Below are 25,996 nucleotides of genomic sequence, written 5' to 3'. Positions count from 1 at the left end.
TGTCCTCTTTTATTTGGCGCGTGTTAAGTAAGCGACACTTTGCTGAAGTAGCATTGCGCCGTTTGGCGTCAGTATTGATTCTGGATGAAACTGATAACCCAATGCATTGTCATCATGATGATAAATAGCCATAGGGATATCTTCATACTGGGCAATAACCTTTATTTTATCAGGCACTTTTGTTGCCATTAATGAATGGTAACGTGCTACAGGCATTGTATTGCCCATACCATCAAATACAGGATGTTCGCCTAAATTAATAATTGAAGACTTACCATGTACGGTTTCACCCGCGTGACCGATTACTCCACCGTAACTTTGTGTTAATGCTTGTTGGCCTAAACAAATGCCTAGCATTGGGAAGTGGCCTTTAGAGAGCTCAATAAGCTCCATTAAGCAGCCTGCATCGCTTGGTGTGCCAGGTCCAGGCGAAAGTACTAATAGCACTTGGCCTTGCTCTTGGCGCATTTTATTAAAAATAACCTCAGCGCTAATGTTGTTTCTATAAACAACCAGTTCGCAGCCAAGCATCGTAAGCTCATCAACAAGGTTATATGTAAATGAGTCAAAGTTATCTAAAAAATAGATTTTAATAGGATTCGTTTTACTCATTTTATACCGCCTTATACGTAGATTTTATGGCGGTGATAACCGCTTGTGCTTTAGCGCGAGTTTCGTTTGCTTCTGAAATAGGATCTGAGTCAAACACTACACCTGCACCTGCTTGCACGTAGGCTATGTTATTTTTAACAAAAGCAGAGCGAATAACAATACAGCTATCCATTGCGCCATCACCGGTTAAGTAACCAACAGCGCCGCCATAACTGCCACGGCGTTTCCCTTCTGTTTGACGTACAAGCTCAGCAGCACGTACTTTTGGTGCACCAACAAGGGTGCCCATGTTCATACACGCTTGGTAAGCGTGTAGTGCATCAAGTTCTGGTTTTAATGTGCCAACAACGCGTGATACTAAATGCATTACCTGTGAATAGCGGTCTACTTTTAATAACTCTTTGGCAAAACGCGTACCTGCAACACTGATGCGGGCTACGTCGTTACGTGCTAAATCAACAAGCATTAAATGCTCGGCGCGCTCTTTTTGATCGTTTCTTAGTTCCAACTCAATGCGGCTGTCTAGGTCTGGGTTTATTTGCCCGTTAGTAAATTTGCCGCGCGCTCGAGTACCAGCAATTGGGTAAACTTCTACTTGCTGATTACTTACGTCGTACTTAAGGGCCGACTCAGGAGACGCGCCAAATAATGCAAAGTCTTCATCGCGCATATAAAACATATAAGGGCTTGGGTTTTGCTTTTTAAGCTGGCTATACGCATGTAAAGAATCAGGGCAAGGTAGTGAAAATGTACGCGACGGCACTACCTGAAAAATATCACCATCTACAATGTTCTTTTTAAGCTTAACCACTTGCTCGCAGTAAGTGTCATCGTCTATATCAACGCTTACCTCACATTCGCCACTTTGCATATCCGCACTAAATTCTGCTGCGTTATCGCAAAGTGTATTTAATCGTTCTAACTCTTTACCTACTTCAAAGCAGTTAGCGTGTACGTCTGGGCCATTAAATACATTACCAATGAGCTCAGTTGTTTGCTTTTGATGATCAATAACAACTAAGGTTTCGGCTAAGTAAAATACGTAATCTGGGCAGGTATTTTCACCATCAGGTACATCACTTAATTGCTCAAAGTTTGCCACCATATCGTAAGCAAATACGCCGCCTAAAAATACCGAAAATGGATTGTTAGTTGTGCTTTTAATACTGTTGATACACGTACGTAGTGCGCTAAATGCGTTATCAGCAACGAGCTTGCTCGCTTCGTCAGTATCGCCGCTAGTGTCTAAATAACAAAGGGTAAGTGTTTCGCCGTCTAAAGTGGCATCACAGCTTTTAACATTTGCCTGCAAGTAGCTAAGTAGTTGTTGCCCATTATTAGATTGAGCATTAATAGTGACTGTTTTACCTTGGCATACGATGCGCAGTGCACAGTCGACTAAAATTAAGCTTTTTACACTGTCTTTAGAATCAATCTCAGCCGATTCAAGCAGTAGTGAGTTAGGCTTATCAAGTGCCGCGTATAATGCAAGAGGGCTACTAATATAGTCGCGTACTTGCGTAATGCTTGTTACTTCGCCTGGTGTGGTAGTTATATGACTAAAAATCAAACCTCATTCCCTCAAAAAATTAAACCCCGCAATGCTTTTGCAATGCGGGGTTTGAATAACGATATCTAAATTACAAACAGATCATTACCGTCCCGCTATATCAGGCGCCACCACCAACGATGTGTAAGAGTAAGACCGTTATTCATGTTTTTCTGCCTCAAAATTTATTAAATATTTTTAACGTATATGTTTCGTAAAATTTAGTTATAAAAAAACCCGCATAGTTGCGGGTTTTGAATTTTTGTTAGACACGACAATTCATCACCCGAAAATTACGAGTGCCACCACCAAATAGTGTTTAAGTTTGAATTGATCATTATTGTTAATTCTTAATGTGTCTGAAAGTGGCTACAGTAAAACGTATCTTATGCTTTTGTGTCAAGTGTTTATTTAAAACAATTTAGTCAAAAAAGTTGTTATACTTACATAAACACCAGTAACCCTTAATTTTAAGCAGTTTTCTTTTGATAAAATATGATTTACATAGCCATACCACACATTCAGACGGGCGTTTAACGGTTGAAGAATTATTGCATCGCGCTGTTGATAAAAATATTGATGTGTTTGCTATTACCGATCATGACACTGTGGCAGCTATTAAGCCTGCTCAGCAATTTATTAAAGCAGAAAACTTACCGCTTTCATTAATAACGGGTACCGAAGTGTCTACCAAATGGGAAAGCTTCGAAATTCATATTGTAGGTTTAAATATTGATATTAATAATATTGACCTTACCTCTTTATTATCAGCTCAGCAGCAAAAGCGAGAAGAGCGTGCGCTAGAAATTGGCGCACGCCTTGCAAAAAATGGATTTGATGGCATTTACGAGCAAGCTAAAGAGCTGGCAAAGGATGCGCAAATTACGCGCGCACATTTTGCACGCGCCCTTATTGAGCGCGGTGTAGCTAAAAATTTCCCGGGTGTTTTTAAAAAGTACTTAGGGCGTGGTAAAACAGGCTACGTGCCAAGTTGCTGGTGCACTATGCAAACCGCTATTGAAGCAATACATGCCGCTGGTGGTGTTGCTGTACTTGCGCACCCAAGTAGCTATCAAATGTCAAACAAGTGGCTACGCAAATTATTAGTAGAATTTAAAAGTGTAGGAGGAGACGCAATGGAAGTTGCACAACCTCAACAGGCGCCAAGCGAACGTCAATTTTTAGGTGAACTCAGCCGTGAGTACGAACTACTTTGCTCGCAAGGGTCTGATTTTCATTTTCCGACAAGCTATTTAGAGCTTGGCAAAAATTTATACTTACCGAAAGACTGCCAAGGTGTTTGGCAAGTTTGGGAAGGACAAGAAGGGGCATTAACATGAGTCAATTATTCCATATTCATCCTGATAACCCGCAACCAAGATTGATTAGTCAAGCCGTTGATATTATTAAGCAAGGCGGTGTTGTTGTTTACCCAACAGATTCGGGCTATGCCATTGGCTGTAACATTGGTAATAAGCAAGCCAAAGAGCGCATAGAGCGTATTCGTGGTATTGAAAAAAACGATAATTTTACGCTAGTTTGCCGTGATTTATCGGAGCTATCTACTTATGCTCGTGTAGATAACCAGCTATTTAGATTAATTAAAAATAATACGCCAGGGCCTTATACCTTTATTTTTAAAGGCACAAAAGAAGTCCCTAAGCGTTTATTAAACGACAAGAAAAAAACCATTGGCATGCGTGTAATTGAACACCCAATTGCTTGTGCGTTACTTGCCGAACTTGGCGAGCCGCTAATGTCGTGTTCTTTAATTTTACCAGGGCAACAATTTACAGAATCAGATCCTGATGAAATATTAGAGCGATTAGATAAGCACGTTGATTTAATTATTCACGGTGGTTACTTGCCAGAGCAAGCAACCACAGTAATCGATTTGTCAGAAGATGAAGTTCAAATATTACGTGTTGGCTGTGGTGATACAAGCCCGTTTGAGTAATAACAAGTGAGCGAAAATACTGCTGATACAAAAAGTAGTGAAAAGCCAGTGCAGCAAAAGCTGCCACTGGCTTTTTTGCATGGTAAAGCGGTTGTAGATAAACCAGAAGACTTATATATTCCGCCCGGTGCGCTCGAAATAATATTAGAAACCTTTGAAGGCCCGCTCGATTTACTGCTTTATTTAATTAAAAAGCATAAGCTTGATGTGCTCGACCTTTCTATTTTTAGTATTACAGAGCAGTATGTAAGTTACGTTGAAATGATGACCGAGTTTCAACTCGAACTTGCCGGTGAATATTTAGTTATGGCCGCGTTACTTGCACAAATTAAGTCGCGCTTATTACTTCCTGTACACGAAGAGCTTGAAGAGGAAGAAGACCCTCGCGCTGAGCTTATTAAACGTCTACAAGAATATGAGTTATTTAAAAAAGCCGCCGAAAACCTCGATGATATCCCCCGTGTTGGGCGTGATATTTTTATAGCGCATGCCGCTATGCCAATAAATGAAGACACAAGTCAAAACCTCCCCGATATTGAACTTAAAGACTTAATGCTGGCGCTGAGTGATGTAATGGCGCGAGCAAAAACGTTTGAACATCATCAAATTACTGCCGAAGTACTCTCAACCCGAGAGAGAATGAGCCAAATATTACAACAGCTATCGAAAGCAAATTCAGCAGTGGTGTTTAATGCGCTTTTTACGCCTGATGAAGGGCGTAGTGGTGTGGTAGTTAGTTTTATAGCCATGCTTGAACTCATTAAAGAAGGACTTGTTACTTGTTTGCAAGTAAGCCCAGAGAGCTTAATTTATGTCAGCTTGAGCGAGCAATCCACTCTATAAACTTATCTGTTTAATCCTCAACTTCTAAAACTGACTTTAATTATCAAAGTTCTGTGCGTATACGCACGTAAAGTGTTTGTAAATGTTATTTTCATTTAAGGCTATGCACTATATTGTAACGTCATAGCATTATAGGACGTTACACATGTTTAAAAATACACCTTCATCTTACGGACTTGTCGCCATTATTTTACATTGGCTCATGGCGTTGACTATTTTTGGCCTGTTTGGTTTAGGTTTATATATGGTTGAGCTTACTTATTACGATAGCTGGTATAAAGGCTCGCTCGATTTACATAAAAGCATTGGTATTACGCTTGTGGCCGTATTCTTATTTAGAATTTTATGGCGTGCTTTATCTACACAACCTAAACCATTAGGTGAAAGTAAAGGCATGAACCAATTAGCACATACTGCGCATATTGCTATGTATATTATTTTGGCTGTTATTGTTGTTGCAGGGTATTTAATATCAACCGCAGACGGGCGTCCAATAGAAGTATTTACTTTATTTAATGTATCAGCGCTTGATTTTGCCTTTGATGACCAAGCCGATATTGCAGGAAAAGTACATTATTACGGCGCGTGCACATTAATCGGGTTTGCAGTATTGCATGCACTAGGGGCGTTAAAACATCACTTTATCGATAAAGATAAAACCTTAATTAGAATGATCAAACCATTAAAGGATGATTAAAATGAAAAAATTATTAGTAAGCACAGCCGTTTCGGCTGCAATGATGTTATCGGTAACAACTGCTAATGCAGCCGACTACGTAATTGACACAAAGGGTGCTCATGCATTTGTAAACTTTAAAATTAAACATTTAGGTTACAGCTGGTTACATGGCCGTTTTAATACCTTTGATGGTAAATTTAACTACGATGCTAAAAACCCTAATGCGTCGCAAATTATGGTTAATATAGATACAACAAGCCTTGATTCTAATCATGCCGAGCGCGATAAACACCTTCGTGGTAAAGAGTTTTTAAATGTTGATAAATACCCAACAGCGACGTTTAAAAGCACCAGTATTAAATTTGAAGACGATTCAGGTCAAGTAACAGGTGATTTTACGCTGCATGGTGTAACCAAAACCATTACTTTTGAAATTGATAAAGTGGGTGAAGGTAAAGATCCATGGGGTGGTTACCGTGTAGGCTTTGAAGGTGAAACAAGCCTTAAGCTTACCGACTACGGTATTGATTACAATTTAGGGCCAGCCTCTACCCATGTAGATATAGGTTTATTTATTGAAGGTATTCGTCAGTAATATATAAAATACTTAATTATAAACAATAAACAGCGTCATTTTTAATGGCGCTTTTTTCTATAAATACTTATTTTTCTATACGCTCTTGCAATAAAGGCCTTAAATGCTCTGGCAACCAGCGCATTAGCACATCATTATAAGCTGGTGTTTTTTTTATTACTTTGAGCTGCTCATTAAGCATTGCTATATCTTTTGCACCTTGCTCATTTTTAGTGCAACCAATAAAGCCATAACTTAACGCAGGGGATTCGGTTAACGGTCGTTGTGTTAAATTTTTATCAAAATTCATTAATTTAGCTAAATAATAATGTTCGCTTGGGTAACCCAATAAAATATCAATCCGTTTTAAATTAAGCATATAAGTAAGGCTCGCTAAGCTGTCGCGAGTAGGTCTTATTACTAAATCTATATCGGGAGTTGTGTTTATAACCGAATCTATCTCTTTTCCATAAGAACGACTCATTGATATGCCGAGTGTTAGCTTTTTATCACGTATTAAATCTAATAATGACACTTCAGTCGCATCAGGCAATTCAAGTGCGTCTGCAAGCTTGCTATGCATAGCAACAGAAGGTGATAGGCCTGTAGTTGAGCTTTCGTCTGTAAAGTAAATATGCTTTTTTCGGTAATCATTTTTATAAAGAGATAATGCGCAAGTATTATTGGACGTATTTGATAGCTCTTGGATTACTTTTCCCGAAGGGATGATAATTTGATTAAAGGTAATAGCGGGTAGTTGTTTTTCAAGTAGGGATATAATGCTTTCATCGCGGCCTTGGTGTTGATATTGGCCATTTAAAATGTAGTACGGTGCAAAGTCGTGCGTTAACCAATTAATGGTTTTAGCATTACTTACAGGGCTTAAAAAACAAAACATTAAAAAAAGTATACATAAACGGAGCATTACAGCAGTTGCCAATAATTATTATTGTAAAACTATTGTAACCATTAAAGGGCTAAAAAGTAAAATGCCAGCAACGAGGCTGGCAAAATATATTTTCAATAATCGCAATAATAAAAAGCAATTAAAGTTTTGTTTAACTAGCTTTTAGCCATTTAACAAATTGGCGTGCATCACTCGCTTTTTGAAATAATGCATTTTTTAAACCTTGTGTATCACTAAAAATTACACGATGTTTGTTTACTGAAATTGATTGCACTGGATGTGCAATTTGGATCATAGACCCATTATATTTATAAGACATAATAAAACTCACTTTATTCTTGTTATTTATTCTGCGCTATATTTTATAGCTTCGTGCAGTCAATAAATAAACGATGTTGTGTTTAGCTTCATTACAGTGTTGACGATCTTTATGACACTTTTGCGATGATAATAAAATTCATCTCGGTATTATTTAAGGGGTTCTCGCCGTACAATAACTTAGCTTTCAAATATACGTTTTGCGGGGCTTACTGGATCAGGGTAAATGGTTAACCGCGGCGGTTTCTTTAAACCAGAGAGGGAAGGTAACTTATATGTATATTATGTGCAAGCTATTTTTTATTTATTTATAATACATTTTATCAACTGCCTATGGCCTCCAATTTTATTTACTAAAGGATAAGTATGAATTACCTAATTGCGAGCGATATTTTTGGTTTAACACCTGCTTTTACGCAGTTTACAGAGGGGTTTGACACTAAGGTAACGGTTATTGATCCTTATGATAATGAGTTACAACCTATTGATAGTGAAGAATATAACTACAATAAATTCATACAGAAATGCGGGCATGATAAATACACCGACAAACTTCAAAAATGTTTTGCGCATTTGCAAGCACCAACAACTTGTATCGCATTTAGCGCAGGGGCAAGTGCAGCATGGCGCGCACAGTTATTAACAGGCAATACACACCTTAAAAAGTTAATAGGGTTCTACCCATCACAAATTCGTAATTATTTAGCATTAGATGCAAACGTACCCTGTGAGTTTATTTTTCCTAAACATGAGGTACATTTTAATGTTGATGAAGTGATAGCCATTTTAAATAATAAGTCCGCAGTAAAGTGTAATAAAACAAACTACCTACATGGTTTTATGAACGAGCACTCAGTCAATTTTAATGAGCAAGCGTATAACTATTTTAGCCATTACTTAAAAGTAGCGTTATAGCTGATTGATTTGCGCTTTTGTAATATTAGGAAAGTCAGTGCGGTTATTGTATTGTGCGTATAGAGTAGAAAAAACACTGCTTCTAGATTGTTTATCAAGCTCTTTTATAAACATTTTAGCGTTAGAGCGTGCTGGCCTACAGCATAATTGATACGCCTTTATAACACTTGCCAAAGTTTGCCCTTGTTTTTGCAATGCTAGATCTGCTTGGGCAAAAAAAGCTGCGCCTGTCCAGTAAACACGTTGCTGAGCACGTTGTTTCCACATATCGGCAGAGAGCTTATTAAGTGGCTGTGTTTTAGTTTTGGTTTGCAGGCGGGCACGATCAAACCCTGCATTTAAGCGTTGTACAAACTGCGGCTGGGTGATTATACCGCTGTCACGCATTATTACGTTTTGCATATAACTGGCAAAACCCTCGCTTAGCCAAAAACCGGAGTAGGGAAATAGCGGCAAATATAAATGTGAAAGTTCATGGTATAGCGTCCAATCTTTAGTGAATGCTTTTAAACTGGCGTAACGATCTATATGTAGTTCTAGCCCATCGGGATTATTTCGCTTTACAGTAGCCCAAGGTACTGGCTCAAAAGCAAAATATTGCGGTTTTAAATAAATAGGTAAGGTACTTTGTTTTAGAGGCCCTAACGTATTTTGTGTTTTTTCAACACTTTGATTCACCCAAGTAGACACCGTCCTTTGACCACTACTTGAGAGTGAATTGAGGTTGTGTATTACTACCTCAACGGCTAACGTTTTAAACGAGTTGATTGATAGTAGCAATATAAAAAAGAGTTTCATTAAAGTGTTCCACTGTAATTTAATAGCTAATACGATAAGGCTAATTAAACAAGACCAACTCATGACGTAAATAGTCACAGTTAATTTGTTATTTTTTTAAATGATAGTAACTATAAAAGTACAAATACAGACACGCCTTAATTAGCATGCTTTAATCATATTTATAGAACCTTTGTAGGTGTTAGCAATGCAGTACCAACATATAAATGTGCCAACGCAAGGTCAAAATATCACGATAGACCAATACGGACAGTGGCAAATTCCGTTAGAACCTATCATTGCTTATATTGATGGCGATGGCGTGGGTTTAGATATCATGCCGGTAATGCGCCACGTTGTTGATAGTGCAATTGAACATTGTTACAAAAACGCTCGAAAAATACATTGGATGCAGGTTTATAACGGCGAGCAAGCCGCAAAACTGTATGACGGTGACTGGTTTCCACAAGAAACAATTAACGCAGTACGCGCCTGTAAAATTGCCATAAAAGGGCCGTTAACAACGCCGCTGGGTGGTGGCTTTCGCTCACTCAATGTAGCCCTCAGGCAAGAAATGGATTTGTTTGTAAATATGCGCACTATAAAAGGCTTTAGTGCACTCCCTTCTCCTTTAAAAAATCCTTTTTTAACAAACATAACCGTGCTGCGCGACAGCAGCGAGGATGTGTATTCAGGTATTGAATGGCAAGCTGGCAGTGTAGAAAGCGAAAAAATGCTCGACTTTTTATGCGAAGAAATGGGGGTAACCCGCTTAAGGTTTTCACAAGAATGCGGTATTGGTATTAAAAATATATCTAAAGAAGGCTCTGAGCGACTAATGCGCTTTGCCATTAACTATGCACTTAAAAACGATAGTGAATCCTTAACACTAGTGCACAAAGGCAATGTACTTAAATTTACCGATGGGGCATTTAAGCGTTGGGGGTATGCACTTGCACAAAGCGAATTTAATGCCACTGCACATGAAAATGGGCGTTGGCTGCAAATAGAGCGAGTAAATCAAGCACCTCTAATTATTAAAGAAGTTATAGCCGACAACATGCTGCAGCAATGTTTAATGCACCCAGAGCAATTTGATGTAGTGGTGACGACTAACCAAAATGGTGACTTTTTAGCGGATATGCTGAGCGCACAAGTTGGCGGTGTTGGCATAATGCCTGCTGCAAATTTAAATAACGATGTCGCATTTTTTGAGCCTACACACGGCACGTTTGAACGTATAGCAGGGCAAAATAAAGCAAACCCCAGCAGTAGTATTTTAAGTGCGGTATTAATGCTTAAATTTATGGGATGGGACGAGGCCGCATTACTGATAGAAAATGCGTTAGAGCAAACATTTAAAAGCGGTGAAGTAACCTTTGATTTAGCGCAAGAGCAGAGCGATAACTCAAGTATTCATAACTCGACAACCTTAACTTGTACTGGCTTTGCAAAGAAGGTTATCGAGCACTTTTAAACACATTCATTATTAAGCTGCTGAGGCAGTTTTTACTCTGTGCATGCAAGGGCGGTTGGTTAACTGCGCTGCACGATGGTAAATCTCATGTGCTTGAGGTTCATCGCACTGCGTACCACTAAGCGTATCCATTAACGCAACAACAATAATTGCAGGAACCTGGCAGCAATATTCATCTAAAACAGCTTCTGTCGTTTGCGCATCGACATGGCAAAGCGGGTGGTTTTTAAGTTGGTATGCGTTTAATAATGTATCTACTTCTAATACATCATCTGGCTGATGTTTTGTTTTACGACATTTACAACCAAACTCATCAACTAAAGTAGCTAATGCTTGGTAAGTTTCAGTGGTGTTAGCTTTAGTGCATAACTGCTCTTCAATAAACTGATGTAAATTAGCATCAATAAATAACCCGTCTTGTTGTGTGAAGCTTGATGTTGTCATAATAATTACTCTTAGTTTGTTGGCTTAACTTCACTCTAGCGCTAAGTGTATTATTAATAAAATTGTTGTTTTCAATAACTGATATTGATTTCATCAATAGTAAGTTTTAAAACTAAATAAAATAGAAAACATACCTAAATTATACTAATTAATTTGGTGCAGAGTGGTAAAAACGTGCACAAAACTGGAACAATGGGATTAGTTGATGAGTTAAGCTGGATGCTTAGTTAATTGTTTTTATTGAATTTTAATTTTTTATGAAGTTGGTACTAAGCTTGCTAATCATACACTGTAGGTAGACTCCTATATCGACGATTTCCAAAAGCGCCATGGTATTTTCCCAAAGTTGAATACCACGGCGCTTTTTATTTTTCGCGTGTATTTTATTTATTCGTCACATGAACAATAACAGTAGTAATGTTAAATTTTAATAAAGTAGGGAATAGCCACTAAAATAGCGCCTACAATCAACAGCATGCTAACACTGCTCATAAAATACGGAAATACCAATAGCGATAAACCAATACAAAGTGGTACTACGGCTTTTTTTCTTCGCCCGTAAGTAAGGTAGCCAATACCAATGCCGCCAAACAAAACACTCCACGCAATTATTGATGCACTATCCATTTGTAAATTACCTATTTTGAAATACTGATTTAAATTACGACAGACATAGCCAGCTTTTCAATACCATGTGAAGGAGTCCACCTTTTAAATTCCACGAAGCCATGCTTTTTATATAAATTTATTGCAGGAGTATTAGCAACCGCAGTCTCCACTATTGCATGAGATAAATCACCCATTGCTAAAACATAACTTATTAGCTTACTTGCGATACCTTTTTTAAAATGATTAGGATCAACGGTTAAACTACATATATCTAAACACTCGTTGTTTGTATCTACTTCAATAACGGCTGCTAAACATTCATTTTCGCTGTAGCCATAAAAAGTTGTTTCTGACTTTTTTATACCTTTAATATTACGCGCTAAAGGAGGAAAGTTATGCGCGCCGATCAGTTTAGCCTCTATAGCGTAGGACTTTTGAAAGACAGCAAAAATTATATTTGCAGTATCGTTATTCTTATTATTAAGTTTGTTTATCATTATATTCTTCTAATGAAAGTAAAGCTTGGACATTATACGCGATAGTAAAATACCTGGTGCTTGATGTGATGAAAATAATAATTTATCTATCTGCAATCGTTTTAGCAAACGCTAATAACTCACGTCTTAACCATTGGTGTGCAGGGGCGTGGTGCAGCAGTGGGCTCCATATCATTTTCACTTCAATGGGCACTATTTGAAATGGTACAGGGCTGATTACTAAATCAGTATGAGAGGTTAATAACTTAGCTTGCCTGCGCGGTAGGGTGGCAATAAGTTGCTCTGATTGGCAAAGCAGGCTTGCGACCATGTAGTGGCGAGTAAAAACACGTATTTTACGGGTTTGTTCTAGTTGCCAAAGCGCTTCATCTACCCAGCCTAATTTTTGCTTTCCTGATTTATTAGTAACAGCGGCTTCAGGCCCCCAGCCGGCACGATTTACCCAAATATGCTCTTTTTTTAAGTAGTCGTCTAACCCTGATTGTTGTAAAAATGTATTTTTAGGATGGGTTAAACAACAGTAGTTATCTCGCCAAACACTGGCTTGATGAAACGAGCGTGGCAAACCATTAAAGCGATTTATTGCTAAATCTATAGTGCCTTTTTCCATATCTTGTAGGTTTACGTCGCTTGGACTTAACACATCAAAATTAATACCGGGGTTTTTACTAAGCTGCGCCGTTATAAAAGGGGCTATTAGGGTCGACTCTATGTAGTCGTTTGCCATTATTCTAAACGTAACTTCAGCCGTTGTAGGGTTAAATTGCTCACTAGGCTGCGTAATTGCTTCGGCCATTTTTAATAGGGCCTCAACTTCAGGCTTTAATGCAAGTGCCTTTGCCGTTGGCGTCATAGAGCCTGCGGCACGCACAAGTAGCGGGTCGTCAAATAAATCGCGTAAACGTTTTAGCGCATTACTCATAGCCGGTTGCGTAAGCGCGAGTTTATTCGCAGCTTTTGACACACTTTTTTCATCGATGAGTACATTTAAGTAAACGAGAAGGTTAAGATCGACGTTTCTTATATTCATAGAATCAATTCTATTTATATGGTTTATTAATTATCTAAATTAAAGCCTGCTTGCTAAGGTGTAAACAATTAATAAAAAATAACCGCCATAACTGGCATCAATATAAGTGCTGTATTTATGCAAAATAGGCCAACAAATCAATCTAATAATACGCTGCAAAACGTTATTGCCAGCAAGCTTGCACGATCTGTTTTTGCTGGATTTGAGGCGATGTTTTCGCAATTTTTAAATATTACACTGGGTGCGCAAAGCCGTTTTGAACAACGACAGTACCACAGTGTGCAAAGTGCTATGCGTGAGCGTTTACAGGTTTACGAGCGCGAAGTGAAAAACGTGAGTGAAGCCGTGAGAGTTATCGCTTATGCTGAGCTTACTTGCCCGCAAACGTGGCAGTTAGCTAAAAATATTTACGGCGATATGGTACAAAATCACGAAAATAAACCTATTGCGCATACTTTTTTTAATTCAACGTTTGGGGCAATTTGGGACGATAAAAAAATTCGTACTGTGCATTTGTTTGTATTAAAAGCAAAGTATCGTAGTGAGCCACGCTCTTATGAAAGCTTAGTGAGCAGGGTATCGCTAAATAATGGGTTTAATAACGCCGTTAAAACGCTTATTACTAATCAAATATTTAGAGTGCCATTTAGTCAGTTAGAGCATGATGTAGCCACATTACAAAGTACGTTAATGCAAGGCGCTAAGCAGCAATGCAAACAGGTGTACGAACTTATAAATTTAAACGACGGGTATATTGAATACGCTAACTCATTATTTTTTAGAAACAAAGCCTGTTATTTAATTGGGCGCTGCATTGCTAAAAATGGCGACAATATGCCTTTTGCTATCGCTATTTTAAATACCGATGAGGGACTAAAGCTTGATGCTGTAATGATGGGCGCCGATCAATTAAGTTTATTATTTGGTTTTGCACGCACCTATTTTATGGTTGATACCGATAAACCCGCTCGTTATGTAGATTACTTAAGTGTGTTAATGCCACATAAACAACGCTTTGAGTTATTTAACGCCATTGGTTTTATAAAGCACGCCAAAACTGAGTTTTATCGGCACAAGGTTGATACGACTAAAAATAGCCCAGCCAACTTCAAGTATGTTAAAGCGCCAGGTACGCCGGGTATGGTAATGCTGGTATTTACTATTGAAGGACTAGATTACGTTTATAAAGTAATTAAAGACAAATTTAGTGCGCCAAAAACAGCCACCAAAGCACAAGTGAAAGAAAAGTATAACTTTGTAAAACAAGCCGATAGGGTTGGTCGTTTGGTAGACACACACGAATTTAGATATTTAGCGTTTGATTTAAGCCGTTTTAGTGATGAGCTTCTTGAGCAGATGAAAAGCCAAATTGGCAGCAGCATAGTTATATCTGGCAAGGCACTCATTTTAAAGCATGTTTATGTTGAGCGTAAAATGACCCCGCTTAATTTATATATTAACCAATGCGATAACAAAACATTAGAGAGTGTGATGCATGACTACGGTAAAGCAATTAAAGAGTTAGCGGGCGCTAATATATTTCCGGGCGACATGCTAATGAAAAACTTTGGCGTAACGCGATGGGGGCGAGTAGTGTTTTACGACTTTGACGAAATTTGTCCGCTTACCGATTGTAACTTTAGAGACGTGCCACACACCCAAAATACGCTCGAAGAGCTAAGTAGTAACTCGTATTTTGATATAGCTGAAAACGATATATTTCCGAGCCAATTTAAGGTTTTTTTTAGTGCTAACGAGATTGCGTTTAGCTATTTTAATAATGAGCACAGTAACATGTTTTTAGCGACGTTTTGGCAAGGTTGTCAGCAACAAGTACATAATGGTTATCTACCCGATGTTTATCCTTACAAACAAAGTTGGCGCTTTTGAGGTTGTTTGAATCTGTGTTCATCCCCACCTATATGTTATTACAGTTTTTAAACTTGGAGCAACAATGAAATATATTTCTCATGAAGATGGCAATCTTGCATTTAGTGAAACCGAAAAGCCGGTTTTAAAGAGCCATGAAGTACTTGTTAAAGTTGCAGCAATAGGTGTAAACCGTGCAGACAGTATGCAGCGCCAAGGTAAATACCCGGCCCCTGCGGGAGATAGCTCGATTTTAGGTTTAGAATGTGCGGGTACAGTTACTGAGCTTGGAAAAGATGTAGATAAAAGCTGGCTAAACAAGCGTATTTTTACATTGTGCTCAGGTGGTGCTTATAGTGAATACGTAGCCGTTGATGCAAAGCAGCTTATGGAATTACCCGATGATGTAACAATGGCTGAAGGCGCAGCAATAAGCGAAGTGTACCTAACAGCATTTGGCGCGTTATTTGAGCTTGGTAAATTGCAAAAAGGGCAAACAGCGCTTATTCATGCAGGTGCTAGTGGTGTGGGCGGTGCAGCAATTCAAATGGCTAAAAGCGCAGGTGCTACCGTAGTTATTACTGCCGGTACGGATGACAAATGCCGACACGCAAAAGAACTCGGTGCCGATCATGCAATTAACTACAAAACCACCGACTTTGTAGAATATATGAAAGCAAATGAGTTAACAGCAAATGCAATTGTAGATCCTGTTTCGGGTAGTTACTTAAATAAAAATGCCGCTATTGCAGCGATGGATTGCCAAATTGTAATGCTTGCGTTTTTAGATGGACGTTTTGCAGAGGTTGACTTTGCCGCGCTTTTACGCAAACGTATTTCGTTTCATGCCTCAACGCTTAGAAATCGTAGTATTGAGTTTAAACGCCAGGTGCGCGACGACTTTGTAGCACGCTTTTACAATGATATTGCCACTAAAAAGTACGACTTTAACCTGTATAAAACATTGCCTTGGAGCGACGCAAACGAAGCCCATGCTATTTTAGAGCGTAATGAAAATGCTGGTAAAGTTGTTTTACTTGTAGAGTAACTCTTTAATTTTAGGGTTTAGCCCATATACTAAGCCCTATAAAAAATACTTAAGGTTTAATAATGAATCCAATACTAGCAATACTTAAAGAGCACAATGTAAGCGACGAAAAAGTAAAAGCATTGTTTGAAGCGTTTACTCAAAACCCAATGATGGCAATGGCGCTTGTTCAAGAGCTTGGTATTCCGCCAGAAAAGTTACAACAATTAATGGCAGTCGTGATGACTCAACCGCATCTTATTAAAGAAGCGACTGACGAACTTGGTTTAGATTTTGAAAAAGTAAAAGAAGCGAAAGAAAAACTAAATCAACAGTAATTGATAATCTAATTTTCAGATTGATCATATAGCAAGGTAAGCAACTACCTTGCTATACCCGCCGTAAAGCACACACTTTTTGTTACACTCTACATTGAACTGCTCAGCATTTAGTTAGTCATAATAATACTTAATTAACGCAGGGAAATAACATGAAACCGCTTTATAAGTTTTGGAAAAACAACCGCTCTCTTATCGTATTTATTGCACTAATGAGCGTATTTAGAAGCGCTGTAGCCGATTGGTACGAAGTGCCAACAGGCTCAATGAAACCAACAATTCAAGAAGGTGACAGAATACTTACCGATAAAATGGCCTATGATATTCGAGTCCCATTTACGCATATAAAACTACTTAAACTAGCGGACCCACAAACCGGTGATATTATTGTTTTTGACTCACAAGCTGCCGATAACCGTTTAATTAAACGTGTAATTGGTGTGCCAGGGGATACGGTTGCGCTTGAAAATAATGAGCTCATTATTAATGGTAAAAAACTTAATTATGCAGATCAGCAAAGCAACATAGACTCGCTTGATAAAATCGAAGATTTAAACGGGTTAGCGCATTCGATAAGAGTGGCAAATATTCCTTCACGTTTATCGGGCTTTGACGCAATTACAATTCCTGATGATTATTATTTAGCAATGGGCGATAACCGCGACAATAGCGCTGACTCGCGTGTAATAGGTTTAATTCCGCGTAATGAGTTATTAGGAAAAGCAGAGCGCGTTATAGTGTCTCTTGATTACGATAACTATTACCTACCAAGAAAAGACCGCGTATTGAAAAAGCTCAATTAAATAAGATAATTAATTTTATAGTTAAAATATAACTGCCTATTTAGGCAGTTTACTTATATATTTTTTTACAAGCTTGGTAAGAACACTACGCTCTTGTTCGGTATTTAATACCTTACAAAAATCGCCACTGACTGCAGCGCCACAAGCACCTGCTTCAAACCACTGAGATATATTATCTAAATTCACACCACCAACAGGCATTAATTGTGCTTCTGAAAATGGACCCGTTAATGCTTTAAAGTAACCAACGCCCATACTACCAGCAGGAAATACCTTAATAATATCAGCGTTATATTCAATTGCATTTGCTACATCGGTAGGTGTTAGTGCGCCCATTAATACGGGTAACCCGTGCTGGTGGGCAAGTTCGACAACCGATTTGTTGGTATTTGGCGTTACGATAAACTGCGCGCCTGCATCAATAGCTTGCTGGGCAAGGGTGGTATTTATTATTGTACCTGCACCAATGAGTGCATTTTTGTGAGCTGCACGCGCTTTTGCTATTTCTTGCTCAAAGCCAGGTGTGTTTGAAGTGATCTCTAATACGTGTATGCCCGCATTTACTAAACAATCAATTAATGGTGCTACATCGCTTTGTTGTTTTAAGCGCAGTATGGCGACTAACTTGTGTTGCTTTATTTGGCTACTTACTTTTGTTCTGTTGGTATCTAAAATTTGGGTCATAATTACAATTCACTTTATTTAATGCAAAGGCGTTTGTATAAACGGCTAGGCTTAATATACGACTAAACATTACTTTTGCCCATAAAAAAACCGCTGATGTATCAGCGGTTTTTATTGTATGCGTAATATTACATTACGCGCATACCAGGCTCTGAGCCGTCATCTGGGTTAAGAATATAAATTTCTTTTCCGCCAGGGCCTGCTGCTAATACCATGCCTTCAGACATACCAAAGCGCATTTTACGAGGCTTAAGGTTAGCAACCATAACGGTTAACTTGCCTTCAAGATCCTCAGGTGCGTAAGCGGATTTAATACCCGCAAACACTTGGCGAGTTTCGCCGCCTAAATCAAGTGTTAGCTTAAGTAGTTTATCTGCGCCTTCTACGTGCTCTGCTTTAGCAATCTTAGCTACGCGTAAGTCTACTTTTGCAAAATCATCGAACTCAATCTCGTCGCTAATTGGCTCTTTTGCAAGTGGGCTGTTAGGGTCAATTGTTACTTTTGGTGCTAAGCTTTCTTTAGATTCTTCAACCATTTTGTTCACTTTATCCATTTCAACACGTTGCATCAACGGTTTAAATTTATTTATAGGGTGGCTTACTAGCGCATTTTGAACGCCGTCCCATGCAAGGTCGTCATTTAAAAACGCTTGTACGTTATCAGCCATTCCTGGTAACACGGGTTTTAAGTAAGTAATTAAAACGCGGAACAAGTTAAGACCAAGAGAACACACTTCGTGTGCTTCTTGTTGCTTAGTTTCGTCTTTAATTAATACCCAAGGTGCTGCGCCATCAATAAATTGGTTTGCTTTGTCGGCAAGCGCCATTATTTCGCGAATTGCGCGGCTGTAATCGCGGTTCTCGTAGTGTGTTGTAATGCTCGGTGCAGCAGCTTGAAACTCTGCTAACAGCTCTGGTTGCATAATAGTGCTGCTTAGCTTGCCATCAAACTTTTTAGTAATAAAGCCAGCACAACGGCTCGCTATGTTGACTACTTTACCTACTAGGTCTGAATTTACGCGCTGTGCAAAGTCTTCTAGGTTTAAATCAAGGTCAACAATACCGCTACTTAATTTTGCTGCGTAGTAGTAACGTAAGTACTCTGGGTTTAAGTTATCTAAATAAGTACGCGCTTTAATAAACGTACCCTTTGATTTAGACATTTTTTCGCCATTCACAGTTACAAAACCATGAGCGAATACGTTAGTTGGCTTTCTAAAATTAGCGCCTTCTAGCATTGCTGGCCAAAATAAGCTGTGGAAGTAGATAATGTCTTTACCAATAAAGTGATAAAGCTCTGCGTCTGAACCTTCAGCCCAAAACGCATCAAAGTCGAGGCCTTTTTCGTCACATAGGTTTTTAAAGCTCGCCATGTAACCAATAGGTGCATCTAGCCAAACGTAAAAATATTTGCCTGGTGCATTTGGGATTTCAAAACCAAAGTAAGGCGCATCACGGCTAATATCCCACTGTTGCAGGCCATCGGTAAACCATTCGTCTAGCTTGTTAGCCATTTCTTGCTGAATAGTTCCCGAGTGTAACCACTCTTTTAGCATGCCTTCAAATGCTGGCAGGTCAAAAAAGTAATGCTCAGAATCTTTAAGTACAGGCTCAGCACCTGACATTACAGAACGCGGATTAATAAGTTCGGTAGGGCTGTATGTAGCACCACACGAATCACAGCTATCGCCGTTTTGGTTTTCAGACTTACACGTTGGGCAAGTACCTGTTACAAAACGGTCTGGTAAGAAAATACCTTTTTCTGGATCGAATAATTGCGAAATAGTGTGCTTTTTAATATGACCGGCATCGTTTAGGCGGTTATAAATAAGTTCGCTTAATTCTTTGTTTTCTTGGCTGTGCGTGCTGTGGTAGTTATCAAATTTGATATTAAAGTCAGCAAAGTCGCGTTGGCGCTCTATGCTCACTTGTTTTACCATTTCTTCAGGCGTGATCCCTTGCTTTTGCGCATTAAGCATAATTGGCGTGCCGTGGGCATCGTCTGCGCAAACATAATAAGCTTCGTGGCCTTGTAGTTTTTGAAAACGTGACCAAATATCAGTTTGAATATATTCCAATAAATGACCTAGGTGAGTAGGGCCATTTGCATAAGGTAATGCGCTGGTAATCAGGATCTTTCGCTGCGTCATAATCATTCCGAATTGAGGATAAAGCGCCGTTTTTATTATACAAACGGCAATTATCATTAATTTATCTACAAGCTATCTGCTTAGAGTGCGCACAGCTTATGGATTTTTATTAATTGACTGGTGTTAATGCCCTGAATGTTACATAATTCCGTGGCACTTTTCATCAAAGAAACGCTATTTAATTGCTATGTTTGGACTGTCGAAACTATTCTCTTCTAAATCGGTGCAAAAACAACCGATTATAACTGCCTTAGCGGCATATCGTAGTGCGGCTTTTGCCGTCGGTATTGACGAAAGCTTTATCGATACTATTACTCAAAATGACGATAAATCACTACACATTAAATTAACTCTGCCATTTGCTGGGCAATCAGAAATGCCTTTAGTTGAGCAACACGTAAGTGAAAGCTTAAATGTGCCTGTAACAATTAGCGCCAAGGTTATCATTAAAGAGGCGGCTAAGTTTAAAGCGATTAAACATATTGTGCTTATTGCCTCAGGCAAAGGTGGGGTAGGTAAGTCGACTACTGCTGTTAACTTGGCAGGCGCGCTTAAAAATGAAGGCGCAAAGGTGGGTATTTTAGATGCTGACATTTATGGCCCATCTATCCCAATGCTTTTAGGGTTAGTGGGCGCAGAGCCCGTCACTAAAGATAACAAACAGCTACAGCCTTTTGATGCAAATGGCATTAAAGCGCAGTCAATTGGCTTTTTAGTTCCAAGCGATGATGCCACGGTATGGCGTGGACCAATGGCGTCAGGCGCGCTGAGCCAGTTACTTAACGAAACCGATTGGGGCGAGCTTGACTACTTAATTGTTGATATGCCACCTGGCACCGGTGATATTCAACTTACAATGAGCCAAAAAGTACCCGCTAGCGGCACAGTTATTGTCACTACGCCGCAAGACTTAGCCCTTGCCGATGCGCAAAAAGGCATTGCTATGTTTAATAAAGTAAACGTACCGGTGCTTGGCTTAATAGAAAATATGAGCCACTACATTTGCAGCCACTGCGGTGAGGCAAATCACGTATTTGGTAAAGACGGTGCACAAAAGTTGGCGCACAAGCATGGCGTGCCTGTACTTAGCCATATTCCACTTGCAATAGATATACGTGAGTATTCTGAGCAAGGTAAACTTATTGCAAACGATAACGACGCAACAATAAGCAAAACATACAGCGCAGCAGCGAGGCTAATAGCCAGCACGCTCTATTATCAACAGCATCACAATGCGATTGAAATTGTGATTACAGAAGATTAATAAATAATGAGACTTTCAGACACACATATTAAAGAATACCTAAGCGATGGCCGCATTGTTATTGAGCCTGCACCAACAAGTGATATGATTTCAGGCGTGACTGCCGATTTACGCTTGGGAAATAAATTTAGAACTTTTAATGCGCATAACGCCGCATATGTTGATTTAAGTGGTCCAAAAGATCAGTTAAATAAGGCCATGGAATCGATCATGAGTGAAGAAATAGTGCTTGATGAAGGTGAAGCATTCTTTTTACACCCAGGTGAACTTGCACTGGCTATTACCCATGAAAAAGTAACGTTGCCAGCAGATATAGTAGGTTGGTTAGATGGACGCTCATCGCTTGCACGTTTAGGTTTAATGGTGCATGTAACCGCGCACCGAATAGACCCAGGCTGGAGCGGTAATATTGTTTTAGAGTTTTACAACTCAGGTAAATTACCACTGGCGCTTCGCCCACTGATGAAAATTGGGGCTATGAGCTTTGAAATGTTATCGGGCCCATGTGAAAACCCATACAATATTCGTAAAGATGCAAAATACAAAGATCAAAGCAGCGCAGTAGCAAGTCGTATTAGTGACGATAAATAATCACCAAATATAGGCATTACTCGTCTATTTTATGAAGCGCATAGCCAAGTAACTCAAAATACTGGTTAAGCGCTTTATTTGCTTTATTAATATGCTCACTATTTGGGTATATTAAATTACTACTTTTTAAGCCTCCCACTAAAAAGCTATTTTTTATATATGTGTGGCCTTCAATACAGGCTTCAAAACACCGCGCTGCAAGCTCTTCTGGCATGCTCATATAATCCATATTGTGGGCTTTATCGTGTTCTATACACGTTTGTACAAAGTTATTTGCATCAATACCATCTTCATCTAAAAATACATGTTTATAAAAACTGTTCAAAGCATTATTAAGTGGATGCGATAAATTAGGCGTGTTTGAAAGCCATAATTTTGAGGCAAAACCAAATCGTGGTTTTGCTGCAAATAAATGCTCGCTTATATGATGGTCAAACGCATGAAACCATTCGTGAGCAAGTGCACCACCGCCTGCATTTTTTGCAAGGGCAAGCGTTTGAGAAGCTGCATTATAATGCGCTTGCACACCTTTTTGACCACCATGACCAAATGCAAAGTTAAGCTTGCCGCGCAGGCCAATAGCTTTGGGCGGTAAATGCAGTATTTGCGCAAGATCCGCCAGCGCATCGTAAATTAAATTAGCGCTAATGTAGCGCTCTTCTTTAGTTACCCATTTACCGACGACCATAGATCTAAAGCCGAAGGTATCTCTTATATCGCTAAAGTCGACTTGGTCGTCAAAGCGATAGTCGGGTCCTTGGCGAGTAAAGCCACGTTTTAGTCTGTTAGGGTAGTTACGCATTGCAAGTTTCATATAGTAACGAATTTAATCTAAGTAACGTGCTTTTACGTGCTCAGGCATGTGTTGGGTTTGTTTTTGTATTAATTCATTAAGCGTATTATAAAGTGGTGCGGGATTTAGCTGCTCTATTAAAAACAAACTATGCGCTACAGCTTCAAGTGTGGATAGGCTGTCGGCCCTAGGGGCTTTACGAATAGCATAACGATTTTTGGGTAGCTGTTTAAAACTGACCGTTTTAAATTGATTTAGTAATGTGGTGAGTTGCAAAATTTTGTAGGCTTTTTTCCAAGTACCATCAACCACGATTAAATGGGTGATGTTTTTTACACTTAGCTGCTCAGCGCTATCGTCTAAATTTATAGCGTGTTCGTTAGGGTAGAGTAAAACAGTTGAGCTTACTGGCAGTGTTTTTAGTATGGAAAAGTCATCATTATTTTCGCCTTTGATTATTTGGCAATCAGTTAGGCATAAATTGAGTAGTTTAGCGGTATTTTTTGCTATTTTTTCTTCACTCGGGTGCTGTAGAATAATAACCGTAACTTTGTTGTTTATATTTGTAATTGCGTTGCAAATACAGGTGTTTAGTGAAAAGTTACAATGATTACAAAGTGTGCGTGCCATTTAATAAACTTTTTGTTGCCAGTATGATCCTCGCAATTATACATTTATAAGGTAATTAAGTTGGTTTTTTTTACGCATCAATATAAAGTAGTACTATTAAACTGTAACTTACATGGATTGTTTTAAGGGCTTAAAATATGACAGAAATAAATATTGATACATCGGCATTAGAGAGTATGGAATCGTTATTGGGTGAGCAGTTTGCTGACACGCTTGATTTTTGTTGCGCAGAGTTTGAACGTTTAGGCTCTGAAGTTTTAGCAACTATTGGTAAAGACAGAGAAGCGGCTATTCGTCACTCTCACAGTTTAAAATCGAACGCGGCGCAGTTTGGCGCTTCAAGCCTTGCTGAAGTATCGCGTGTTATTGAGCAAAATTTAAACCTAGATAACCTAGCTAAAGCTATCGACGCATCTAATAGCTTAATGGCTCAAGTAACAGGCTCTCAAGCTAAGCTCAATGAATGGTTAGCATCTCGCTAATTATTGAAGCTGAAACGTGAATTTATTTCAGTATTAAGCACCTAAATTGACTGGCATTTTACGCCTTTACTAGGTTAGTCTAAAGACTCACTAGGGCGTATTGATCTTTCGGGATTGAATTTGCAACGAGTGTCTGGTTTTTAGGTTAGGCAGAGCCTATGCAGTGTGGTTTTTCCACATAAATAGGCGATAACAACACATAAAAACCAAACACGCATTGCCCAGAGGGTTCTTCCTAGGGGCTATTTTCTCTTTGTTACTCAATTTTTACTTAGCCCATTAGGTTACAAATCTCGCGCCGCGATTAAATCGCCCCTAGGTTGAACAAATTTAATCCATAAAGTCAATACGCCCTAAAGAGGTAAAAATGTCTGATATTAAAAAGAGTCACAAATTAGAAGGTGTATGTTATGACATTCGTGGGCCGGTTTTAGCACAAGCTAAAAAAATGGAAGACGAAGGTCAAAAAGTATTAAAATTGAATATAGGTAATCCGGCTGCTTTTGGTTTTGATATGCCAGAAGATATGCACCGCGATATTATCCGCAACTTATATTCAGCCCAAGGTTACTGTGACTCTAAAGGCCTCTATTCAGCCCGCGTGGCTATTTATCAGCACTATCAACAACGTGGATTACATAATTTAGATGTAGATAGTATCTATATTGGTAATGGCGTAAGCGAACTTATTCAAATGATCACCCAAGCGCTATTAAATAATGGCGATGAAGTGCTTATTCCAGCTCCAGATTATCCACTTTGGACTGCTTCTGTCACATTATCGGGTGGTAATCCGGTGCATTATTTATGTGATGAAGAGCAAGATTGGTTTCCGGACATTGCAGATATAAAAAGCAAAATAACATCTAAAACTAAAGCGCTGGTATTAATCAATCCTAATAATCCGACAGGTGCGGTTTACAGTGACGATTTGCTAATGCAATTAATTGATATAGCACGTGAACATAAACTACTGTTATTGAGCGATGAAATTTACGAAAAGATTTTATACGATGATATAACGCATACTTCAATCGGCTCACTTTGTGATGATGTACCAATCATTACTTTTAACGGTTTAGCTAAAACCTACCGTGCAGCAGGGCTGAGAATGGGGTGGATGGTGTTAAGCGGTCGTACCTCAGTTATGGATGATTTACGCAAAGGTCTTGAAATACTTTCATCTATGCGTTTGTGCGCTAATGTACCTGCGCAATATGCAATTCAACAAGCGTTGGGCGGCGTGCAATCAATTGATAATTTAATTAACCCTGGTGGTCGCTTATACGAGCAGCGCGATATAGCATGGCGCGGGTTAAACGCTATTGAAGGCATTAGTTGTAAAAAACCAAAAGGCGCGCTCTATGCGTTTGCCAAAGTAGATACAGCACTTTTTAACATTAAAGATGATGAAAAGATGATGTACGATTTGCTAAAAGCCGAAAAAATATTACTTGTGCATGGCAGGGCGTTTAATTGGCCCGAGCCGGATCATTTTAGGTTGGTATTTTTACCAAGCAAAGATGATTTATCGGATGCGATGTTAAAAATGAAGCGCTTTTTTAAAGACTATCGCCAAGTATAGCTATTAAAAAAATAAAAAAACGAGCCAAATTTGGCTCGTTTTTTACTTTAGTCATGAATATATTAGCTAATACGCTTTATCTACACGCACCGTGTTGTCGTTCAAGTAAACTAATCTTACGTTATCGCCTTTGCTAAAGCGCATTGATTGGTCTTGATCTTGAACAACCATAAACTGGTCGCCGTTTTCAACTTGTATTAATAACTCTACAAAATGATTTTGCTGATAATGACTTTGCTGCTGCCTATTATGTGCAACACTGCCGCCAATTACCGAGCCTAATATTGTTGCTACTGTGCGGCCGCTACCGCCACCAAACTGGTTGCCTACAACACCGCCGAGTAATGCACCGCCGAAGGTTTTCCAGCCGTTGTTTTTGTCTTGAATGATTTCTTGTTCGGTAATATTGCGGACCGATTTTACGTCACCAAATAAAACTTGCTGCACAGGAACTGCTTTATTGCGCTCGTATTTAGCAAACGTAGGCGCACTTATTGTAAGTAAAGCGCACATAATTACAGTAATTGCTTTCATAACTTGCTCCTTTTATACCAACCTGCATAAATCTTTGATCAATTTAACGAATTAAATT

Annotated in this window: 29 protein-coding genes; 15 read left to right on the top strand and 14 right to left on the bottom strand. The window is 39.0% G+C overall.

All coding sequences use genetic code 11. The features are described 5' to 3' along the window. Positions 1–9: 9 nt before the first annotated feature. Both DO88_RS14050 and DO88_RS14055 read right to left on the bottom strand, forming a co-directional pair. On the bottom strand, positions 10–612 hold the full coding sequence (locus tag DO88_RS14050; RefSeq protein WP_033038305.1) for an aminodeoxychorismate/anthranilate synthase component II: 603 nt from the start codon (positions 610–612) through the stop codon (positions 10–12). 1 nt (position 613) lies between these two features. Then, the gene (locus DO88_RS14055; RefSeq protein ID WP_007375434.1) at positions 614–2,182 is read right to left on the bottom strand and encodes an anthranilate synthase component 1; all 1,569 of its coding nucleotides are present in this window, start codon (positions 2,180–2,182) and stop codon (positions 614–616) included. A gap of 464 nt (positions 2,183–2,646) precedes the next feature. Between DO88_RS14055 and rnm the strand changes: the two genes are divergently transcribed. The 5 genes from rnm to DO88_RS14080 all read left to right on the top strand — a co-directional run bounded on the left by rnm (position 2,647) and on the right by DO88_RS14080 (position 6,235). After that, positions 2,647–3,501: an RNase RNM gene (rnm, locus tag DO88_RS14060; RefSeq protein WP_007375433.1), complete on the top strand. Its 855-nt coding sequence runs from the start codon at positions 2,647–2,649 to the stop codon at positions 3,499–3,501. Next, positions 3,498–4,118 carry an L-threonylcarbamoyladenylate synthase gene (locus DO88_RS14065; RefSeq protein WP_007375432.1) on the top strand — a complete coding sequence of 207 codons (621 nt, stop codon included), beginning with the start codon at positions 3,498–3,500 and terminating at the stop codon, positions 4,116–4,118. The genes rnm and DO88_RS14065 overlap by 4 nt, the downstream gene beginning before the upstream one ends. A 6-nt stretch (positions 4,119–4,124) precedes the next feature. Continuing rightward, complete coding sequence (locus DO88_RS14070) at positions 4,125–4,961, top strand: segregation and condensation protein A (protein ID WP_007375431.1); 837 nt, start codon at positions 4,125–4,127, stop codon at positions 4,959–4,961. A gap of 145 nt (positions 4,962–5,106) precedes the next feature. Further along, positions 5,107–5,658, top strand: coding sequence for a cytochrome b (locus DO88_RS14075; RefSeq protein WP_002961572.1), 552 nt, complete (start codon positions 5,107–5,109; stop codon positions 5,656–5,658). 1 nt (position 5,659) lies between these two features. Then, positions 5,660–6,235 carry a YceI family protein gene (locus DO88_RS14080; RefSeq protein WP_008138356.1) on the top strand — a complete coding sequence of 192 codons (576 nt, stop codon included), beginning with the start codon at positions 5,660–5,662 and terminating at the stop codon, positions 6,233–6,235. 67 nt (positions 6,236–6,302) lie between these two features. On the opposite strand, the gene DO88_RS14085 is transcribed toward DO88_RS14080, so the two are convergent. Then, positions 6,303–7,112, bottom strand: coding sequence for a TIGR02285 family protein (locus DO88_RS14085; RefSeq protein WP_007375428.1), 810 nt, complete (start codon positions 7,110–7,112; stop codon positions 6,303–6,305). Between the two features lie 160 nt (positions 7,113–7,272). Next, positions 7,273–7,440: a hypothetical protein gene (locus DO88_RS18950; RefSeq protein WP_007375427.1), complete on the bottom strand. Its 168-nt coding sequence runs from the start codon at positions 7,438–7,440 to the stop codon at positions 7,273–7,275. 365 nt (positions 7,441–7,805) lie between these two features. Between DO88_RS18950 and DO88_RS14090 the strand changes: the two genes are divergently transcribed. Beyond that, positions 7,806–8,354, top strand: a complete 549-nt coding sequence (locus DO88_RS14090; RefSeq protein ID WP_007375426.1) for a hypothetical protein — start codon at positions 7,806–7,808, stop codon at positions 8,352–8,354. Here the strand turns inward: DO88_RS14090 and DO88_RS14095 are convergent. After that, positions 8,349–9,152 (bottom strand): M61 family metallopeptidase, encoded by an 804-nt coding sequence (locus tag DO88_RS14095; protein WP_008138360.1) that lies wholly within the window; start codon positions 9,150–9,152, stop codon positions 8,349–8,351. The two genes, DO88_RS14090 and DO88_RS14095, sit on opposite strands and share 6 nt — an antisense overlap. Positions 9,153–9,339: 187 nt before the next feature. Between DO88_RS14095 and icd the strand changes: the two genes are divergently transcribed. Then, a complete protein-coding gene (gene icd, locus DO88_RS14100; RefSeq protein WP_007375424.1) occupies positions 9,340–10,608 on the top strand; it encodes an NADP-dependent isocitrate dehydrogenase in 1,269 nt (422 codons plus the stop codon). 12 nt (positions 10,609–10,620) lie between these two features. Here icd and DO88_RS14105 read toward each other — a convergent pair whose 3' ends face one another. The 4 genes from DO88_RS14105 to DO88_RS14120 all read right to left on the bottom strand — a co-directional run bounded on the left by DO88_RS14105 (position 10,621) and on the right by DO88_RS14120 (position 13,188). Then, positions 10,621–11,052, bottom strand: a complete 432-nt coding sequence (locus tag DO88_RS14105; protein WP_007375423.1) for a hypothetical protein — start codon at positions 11,050–11,052, stop codon at positions 10,621–10,623. A 420-nt stretch (positions 11,053–11,472) separates the two neighbouring features. Next, positions 11,473–11,679, bottom strand: coding sequence for a hypothetical protein (locus DO88_RS14110; protein ID WP_007375422.1), 207 nt, complete (start codon positions 11,677–11,679; stop codon positions 11,473–11,475). Between the two features lie 29 nt (positions 11,680–11,708). Next, positions 11,709–12,158, bottom strand: coding sequence for a GNAT family N-acetyltransferase (locus tag DO88_RS14115; RefSeq protein WP_033038302.1), 450 nt, complete (start codon positions 12,156–12,158; stop codon positions 11,709–11,711). Between the two features lie 82 nt (positions 12,159–12,240). Beyond that, a complete protein-coding gene (locus DO88_RS14120; protein WP_024595339.1) occupies positions 12,241–13,188 on the bottom strand; it encodes a LysR family transcriptional regulator in 948 nt (315 codons plus the stop codon). 117 nt (positions 13,189–13,305) lie between these two features. On the opposite strand from DO88_RS14120, the gene aceK reads away from it, so the two are divergent. The 4 genes from aceK (at position 13,306) to lepB (ending at position 17,225) form a co-directional block, all read left to right on the top strand. Beyond that, a complete protein-coding gene (gene aceK / locus DO88_RS14125; protein WP_033038301.1) occupies positions 13,306–15,078 on the top strand; it encodes a bifunctional isocitrate dehydrogenase kinase/phosphatase in 1,773 nt (590 codons plus the stop codon). A gap of 64 nt (positions 15,079–15,142) precedes the next feature. Further along, positions 15,143–16,105, top strand: coding sequence for a zinc-binding dehydrogenase (locus DO88_RS14130; RefSeq protein ID WP_033038299.1), 963 nt, complete (start codon positions 15,143–15,145; stop codon positions 16,103–16,105). Between the two features lie 62 nt (positions 16,106–16,167). Next, complete coding sequence (locus DO88_RS14135; protein ID WP_002963210.1) at positions 16,168–16,422, top strand: DUF2999 family protein; 255 nt, start codon at positions 16,168–16,170, stop codon at positions 16,420–16,422. A 152-nt stretch (positions 16,423–16,574) separates the two neighbouring features. Continuing rightward, a complete protein-coding gene (gene lepB, locus DO88_RS14140; protein ID WP_007375417.1) occupies positions 16,575–17,225 on the top strand; it encodes a signal peptidase I in 651 nt (216 codons plus the stop codon). 36 nt (positions 17,226–17,261) lie between these two features. On the opposite strand, the gene DO88_RS14145 is transcribed toward lepB, so the two are convergent. Beyond that, positions 17,262–17,909, bottom strand: a complete 648-nt coding sequence (locus DO88_RS14145; RefSeq protein ID WP_033038298.1) for a bifunctional 4-hydroxy-2-oxoglutarate aldolase/2-dehydro-3-deoxy-phosphogluconate aldolase — start codon at positions 17,907–17,909, stop codon at positions 17,262–17,264. A gap of 128 nt (positions 17,910–18,037) precedes the next feature. Next, positions 18,038–20,059, bottom strand: coding sequence for a methionine--tRNA ligase (metG, locus tag DO88_RS14150; protein WP_007375415.1), 2,022 nt, complete (start codon positions 20,057–20,059; stop codon positions 18,038–18,040). Positions 20,060–20,246: 187 nt separating this feature from the next. On the opposite strand from metG, the gene apbC reads away from it, so the two are divergent. Both apbC and dcd read left to right on the top strand, forming a co-directional pair. Beyond that, positions 20,247–21,323, top strand: coding sequence for an iron-sulfur cluster carrier protein ApbC (gene apbC, locus DO88_RS14155; RefSeq protein ID WP_007375414.1), 1,077 nt, complete (start codon positions 20,247–20,249; stop codon positions 21,321–21,323). A gap of 6 nt (positions 21,324–21,329) precedes the next feature. Further along, complete coding sequence (gene dcd / locus DO88_RS14160; RefSeq protein WP_007375413.1) at positions 21,330–21,914, top strand: dCTP deaminase; 585 nt, start codon at positions 21,330–21,332, stop codon at positions 21,912–21,914. A 16-nt stretch (positions 21,915–21,930) separates the two neighbouring features. On the opposite strand, the gene DO88_RS14165 is transcribed toward dcd, so the two are convergent. Together DO88_RS14165 and DO88_RS14170 are read right to left on the bottom strand one after the other, a co-directional pair. After that, positions 21,931–22,716, bottom strand: coding sequence for a CLCA_X family protein (locus DO88_RS14165; RefSeq protein ID WP_033022998.1), 786 nt, complete (start codon positions 22,714–22,716; stop codon positions 21,931–21,933). 24 nt (positions 22,717–22,740) lie between these two features. Continuing rightward, complete coding sequence (locus DO88_RS14170) at positions 22,741–23,337, bottom strand: tRNA-uridine aminocarboxypropyltransferase (RefSeq protein ID WP_007375411.1); 597 nt, start codon at positions 23,335–23,337, stop codon at positions 22,741–22,743. Positions 23,338–23,474: 137 nt separating this feature from the next. On the opposite strand from DO88_RS14170, the gene DO88_RS14175 reads away from it, so the two are divergent. Together DO88_RS14175 and DO88_RS14180 are read left to right on the top strand one after the other, a co-directional pair. Next, on the top strand, positions 23,475–23,819 hold the full coding sequence (locus DO88_RS14175) for an Hpt domain-containing protein (RefSeq protein WP_007375410.1): 345 nt from the start codon (positions 23,475–23,477) through the stop codon (positions 23,817–23,819). A gap of 367 nt (positions 23,820–24,186) precedes the next feature. Then, positions 24,187–25,404 carry a pyridoxal phosphate-dependent aminotransferase gene (locus DO88_RS14180; protein ID WP_007375409.1) on the top strand — a complete coding sequence of 406 codons (1,218 nt, stop codon included), beginning with the start codon at positions 24,187–24,189 and terminating at the stop codon, positions 25,402–25,404. A gap of 66 nt (positions 25,405–25,470) precedes the next feature. On the opposite strand, the gene DO88_RS14185 is transcribed toward DO88_RS14180, so the two are convergent. Further along, positions 25,471–25,938, bottom strand: coding sequence for a glycine zipper 2TM domain-containing protein (locus tag DO88_RS14185; protein ID WP_008134100.1), 468 nt, complete (start codon positions 25,936–25,938; stop codon positions 25,471–25,473). Positions 25,939–25,996: the final 58 nt, after the last annotated feature.

This window comes from Pseudoalteromonas sp. S3431 (assembly GCF_000690035.1).
Taxonomy (GTDB): Bacteria; Pseudomonadota; Gammaproteobacteria; order Enterobacterales; family Alteromonadaceae; genus Pseudoalteromonas; species Pseudoalteromonas fuliginea.
The sequence above is the reverse complement of the archived record's forward strand: the minus strand, read 5'-3'. Positions and strand labels throughout refer to the sequence as shown.

Coding starts and splice junctions, on each gene's coding strand:
- DO88_RS14050 (WP_033038305.1), bottom strand. CDS start 612: ATGAGTAAAACGAATCCTATTAAAATCTATTTTTTAGATAACTTTGAC.
- DO88_RS14065 (WP_007375432.1), top strand. CDS start 3,498: ATGAGTCAATTATTCCATATTCATCCTGATAACCCGCAACCAAGATTG.
- DO88_RS14075 (WP_002961572.1), top strand. CDS start 5,107: ATGTTTAAAAATACACCTTCATCTTACGGACTTGTCGCCATTATTTTA.
- DO88_RS14080 (WP_008138356.1), top strand. CDS start 5,660: ATGAAAAAATTATTAGTAAGCACAGCCGTTTCGGCTGCAATGATGTTA.
- DO88_RS14085 (WP_007375428.1), bottom strand. CDS start 7,112: ATGTTTTGTTTTTTAAGCCCTGTAAGTAATGCTAAAACCATTAATTGG.
- DO88_RS18950 (WP_007375427.1), bottom strand. CDS start 7,440: ATGTCTTATAAATATAATGGGTCTATGATCCAAATTGCACATCCAGTG.
- DO88_RS14090 (WP_007375426.1), top strand. CDS start 7,806: ATGAATTACCTAATTGCGAGCGATATTTTTGGTTTAACACCTGCTTTT.
- DO88_RS14095 (WP_008138360.1), bottom strand. CDS start 9,152: ATGAAACTCTTTTTTATATTGCTACTATCAATCAACTCGTTTAAAACG.
- icd (WP_007375424.1), top strand. CDS start 9,340: ATGCAGTACCAACATATAAATGTGCCAACGCAAGGTCAAAATATCACG.
- DO88_RS14105 (WP_007375423.1), bottom strand. CDS start 11,052: ATGACAACATCAAGCTTCACACAACAAGACGGGTTATTTATTGATGCT.
- DO88_RS14110 (WP_007375422.1), bottom strand. CDS start 11,679: ATGGATAGTGCATCAATAATTGCGTGGAGTGTTTTGTTTGGCGGCATT.
- DO88_RS14115 (WP_033038302.1), bottom strand. CDS start 12,158: ATGATAAACAAACTTAATAATAAGAATAACGATACTGCAAATATAATT.
- DO88_RS14120 (WP_024595339.1), bottom strand. CDS start 13,188: ATGAATATAAGAAACGTCGATCTTAACCTTCTCGTTTACTTAAATGTA.
- aceK (WP_033038301.1), top strand. CDS start 13,306: ATGCAAAATAGGCCAACAAATCAATCTAATAATACGCTGCAAAACGTT.
- DO88_RS14130 (WP_033038299.1), top strand. CDS start 15,143: ATGAAATATATTTCTCATGAAGATGGCAATCTTGCATTTAGTGAAACC.
- DO88_RS14135 (WP_002963210.1), top strand. CDS start 16,168: ATGAATCCAATACTAGCAATACTTAAAGAGCACAATGTAAGCGACGAA.
- lepB (WP_007375417.1), top strand. CDS start 16,575: ATGAAACCGCTTTATAAGTTTTGGAAAAACAACCGCTCTCTTATCGTA.
- DO88_RS14145 (WP_033038298.1), bottom strand. CDS start 17,909: ATGACCCAAATTTTAGATACCAACAGAACAAAAGTAAGTAGCCAAATA.
- metG (WP_007375415.1), bottom strand. CDS start 20,059: ATGACGCAGCGAAAGATCCTGATTACCAGCGCATTACCTTATGCAAAT.
- apbC (WP_007375414.1), top strand. CDS start 20,247: ATGTTTGGACTGTCGAAACTATTCTCTTCTAAATCGGTGCAAAAACAA.
- dcd (WP_007375413.1), top strand. CDS start 21,330: ATGAGACTTTCAGACACACATATTAAAGAATACCTAAGCGATGGCCGC.
- DO88_RS14165 (WP_033022998.1), bottom strand. CDS start 22,716: ATGCGTAACTACCCTAACAGACTAAAACGTGGCTTTACTCGCCAAGGA.
- DO88_RS14170 (WP_007375411.1), bottom strand. CDS start 23,337: ATGGCACGCACACTTTGTAATCATTGTAACTTTTCACTAAACACCTGT.
- DO88_RS14175 (WP_007375410.1), top strand. CDS start 23,475: ATGACAGAAATAAATATTGATACATCGGCATTAGAGAGTATGGAATCG.
- DO88_RS14180 (WP_007375409.1), top strand. CDS start 24,187: ATGTCTGATATTAAAAAGAGTCACAAATTAGAAGGTGTATGTTATGAC.
- DO88_RS14185 (WP_008134100.1), bottom strand. CDS start 25,938: ATGAAAGCAATTACTGTAATTATGTGCGCTTTACTTACAATAAGTGCG.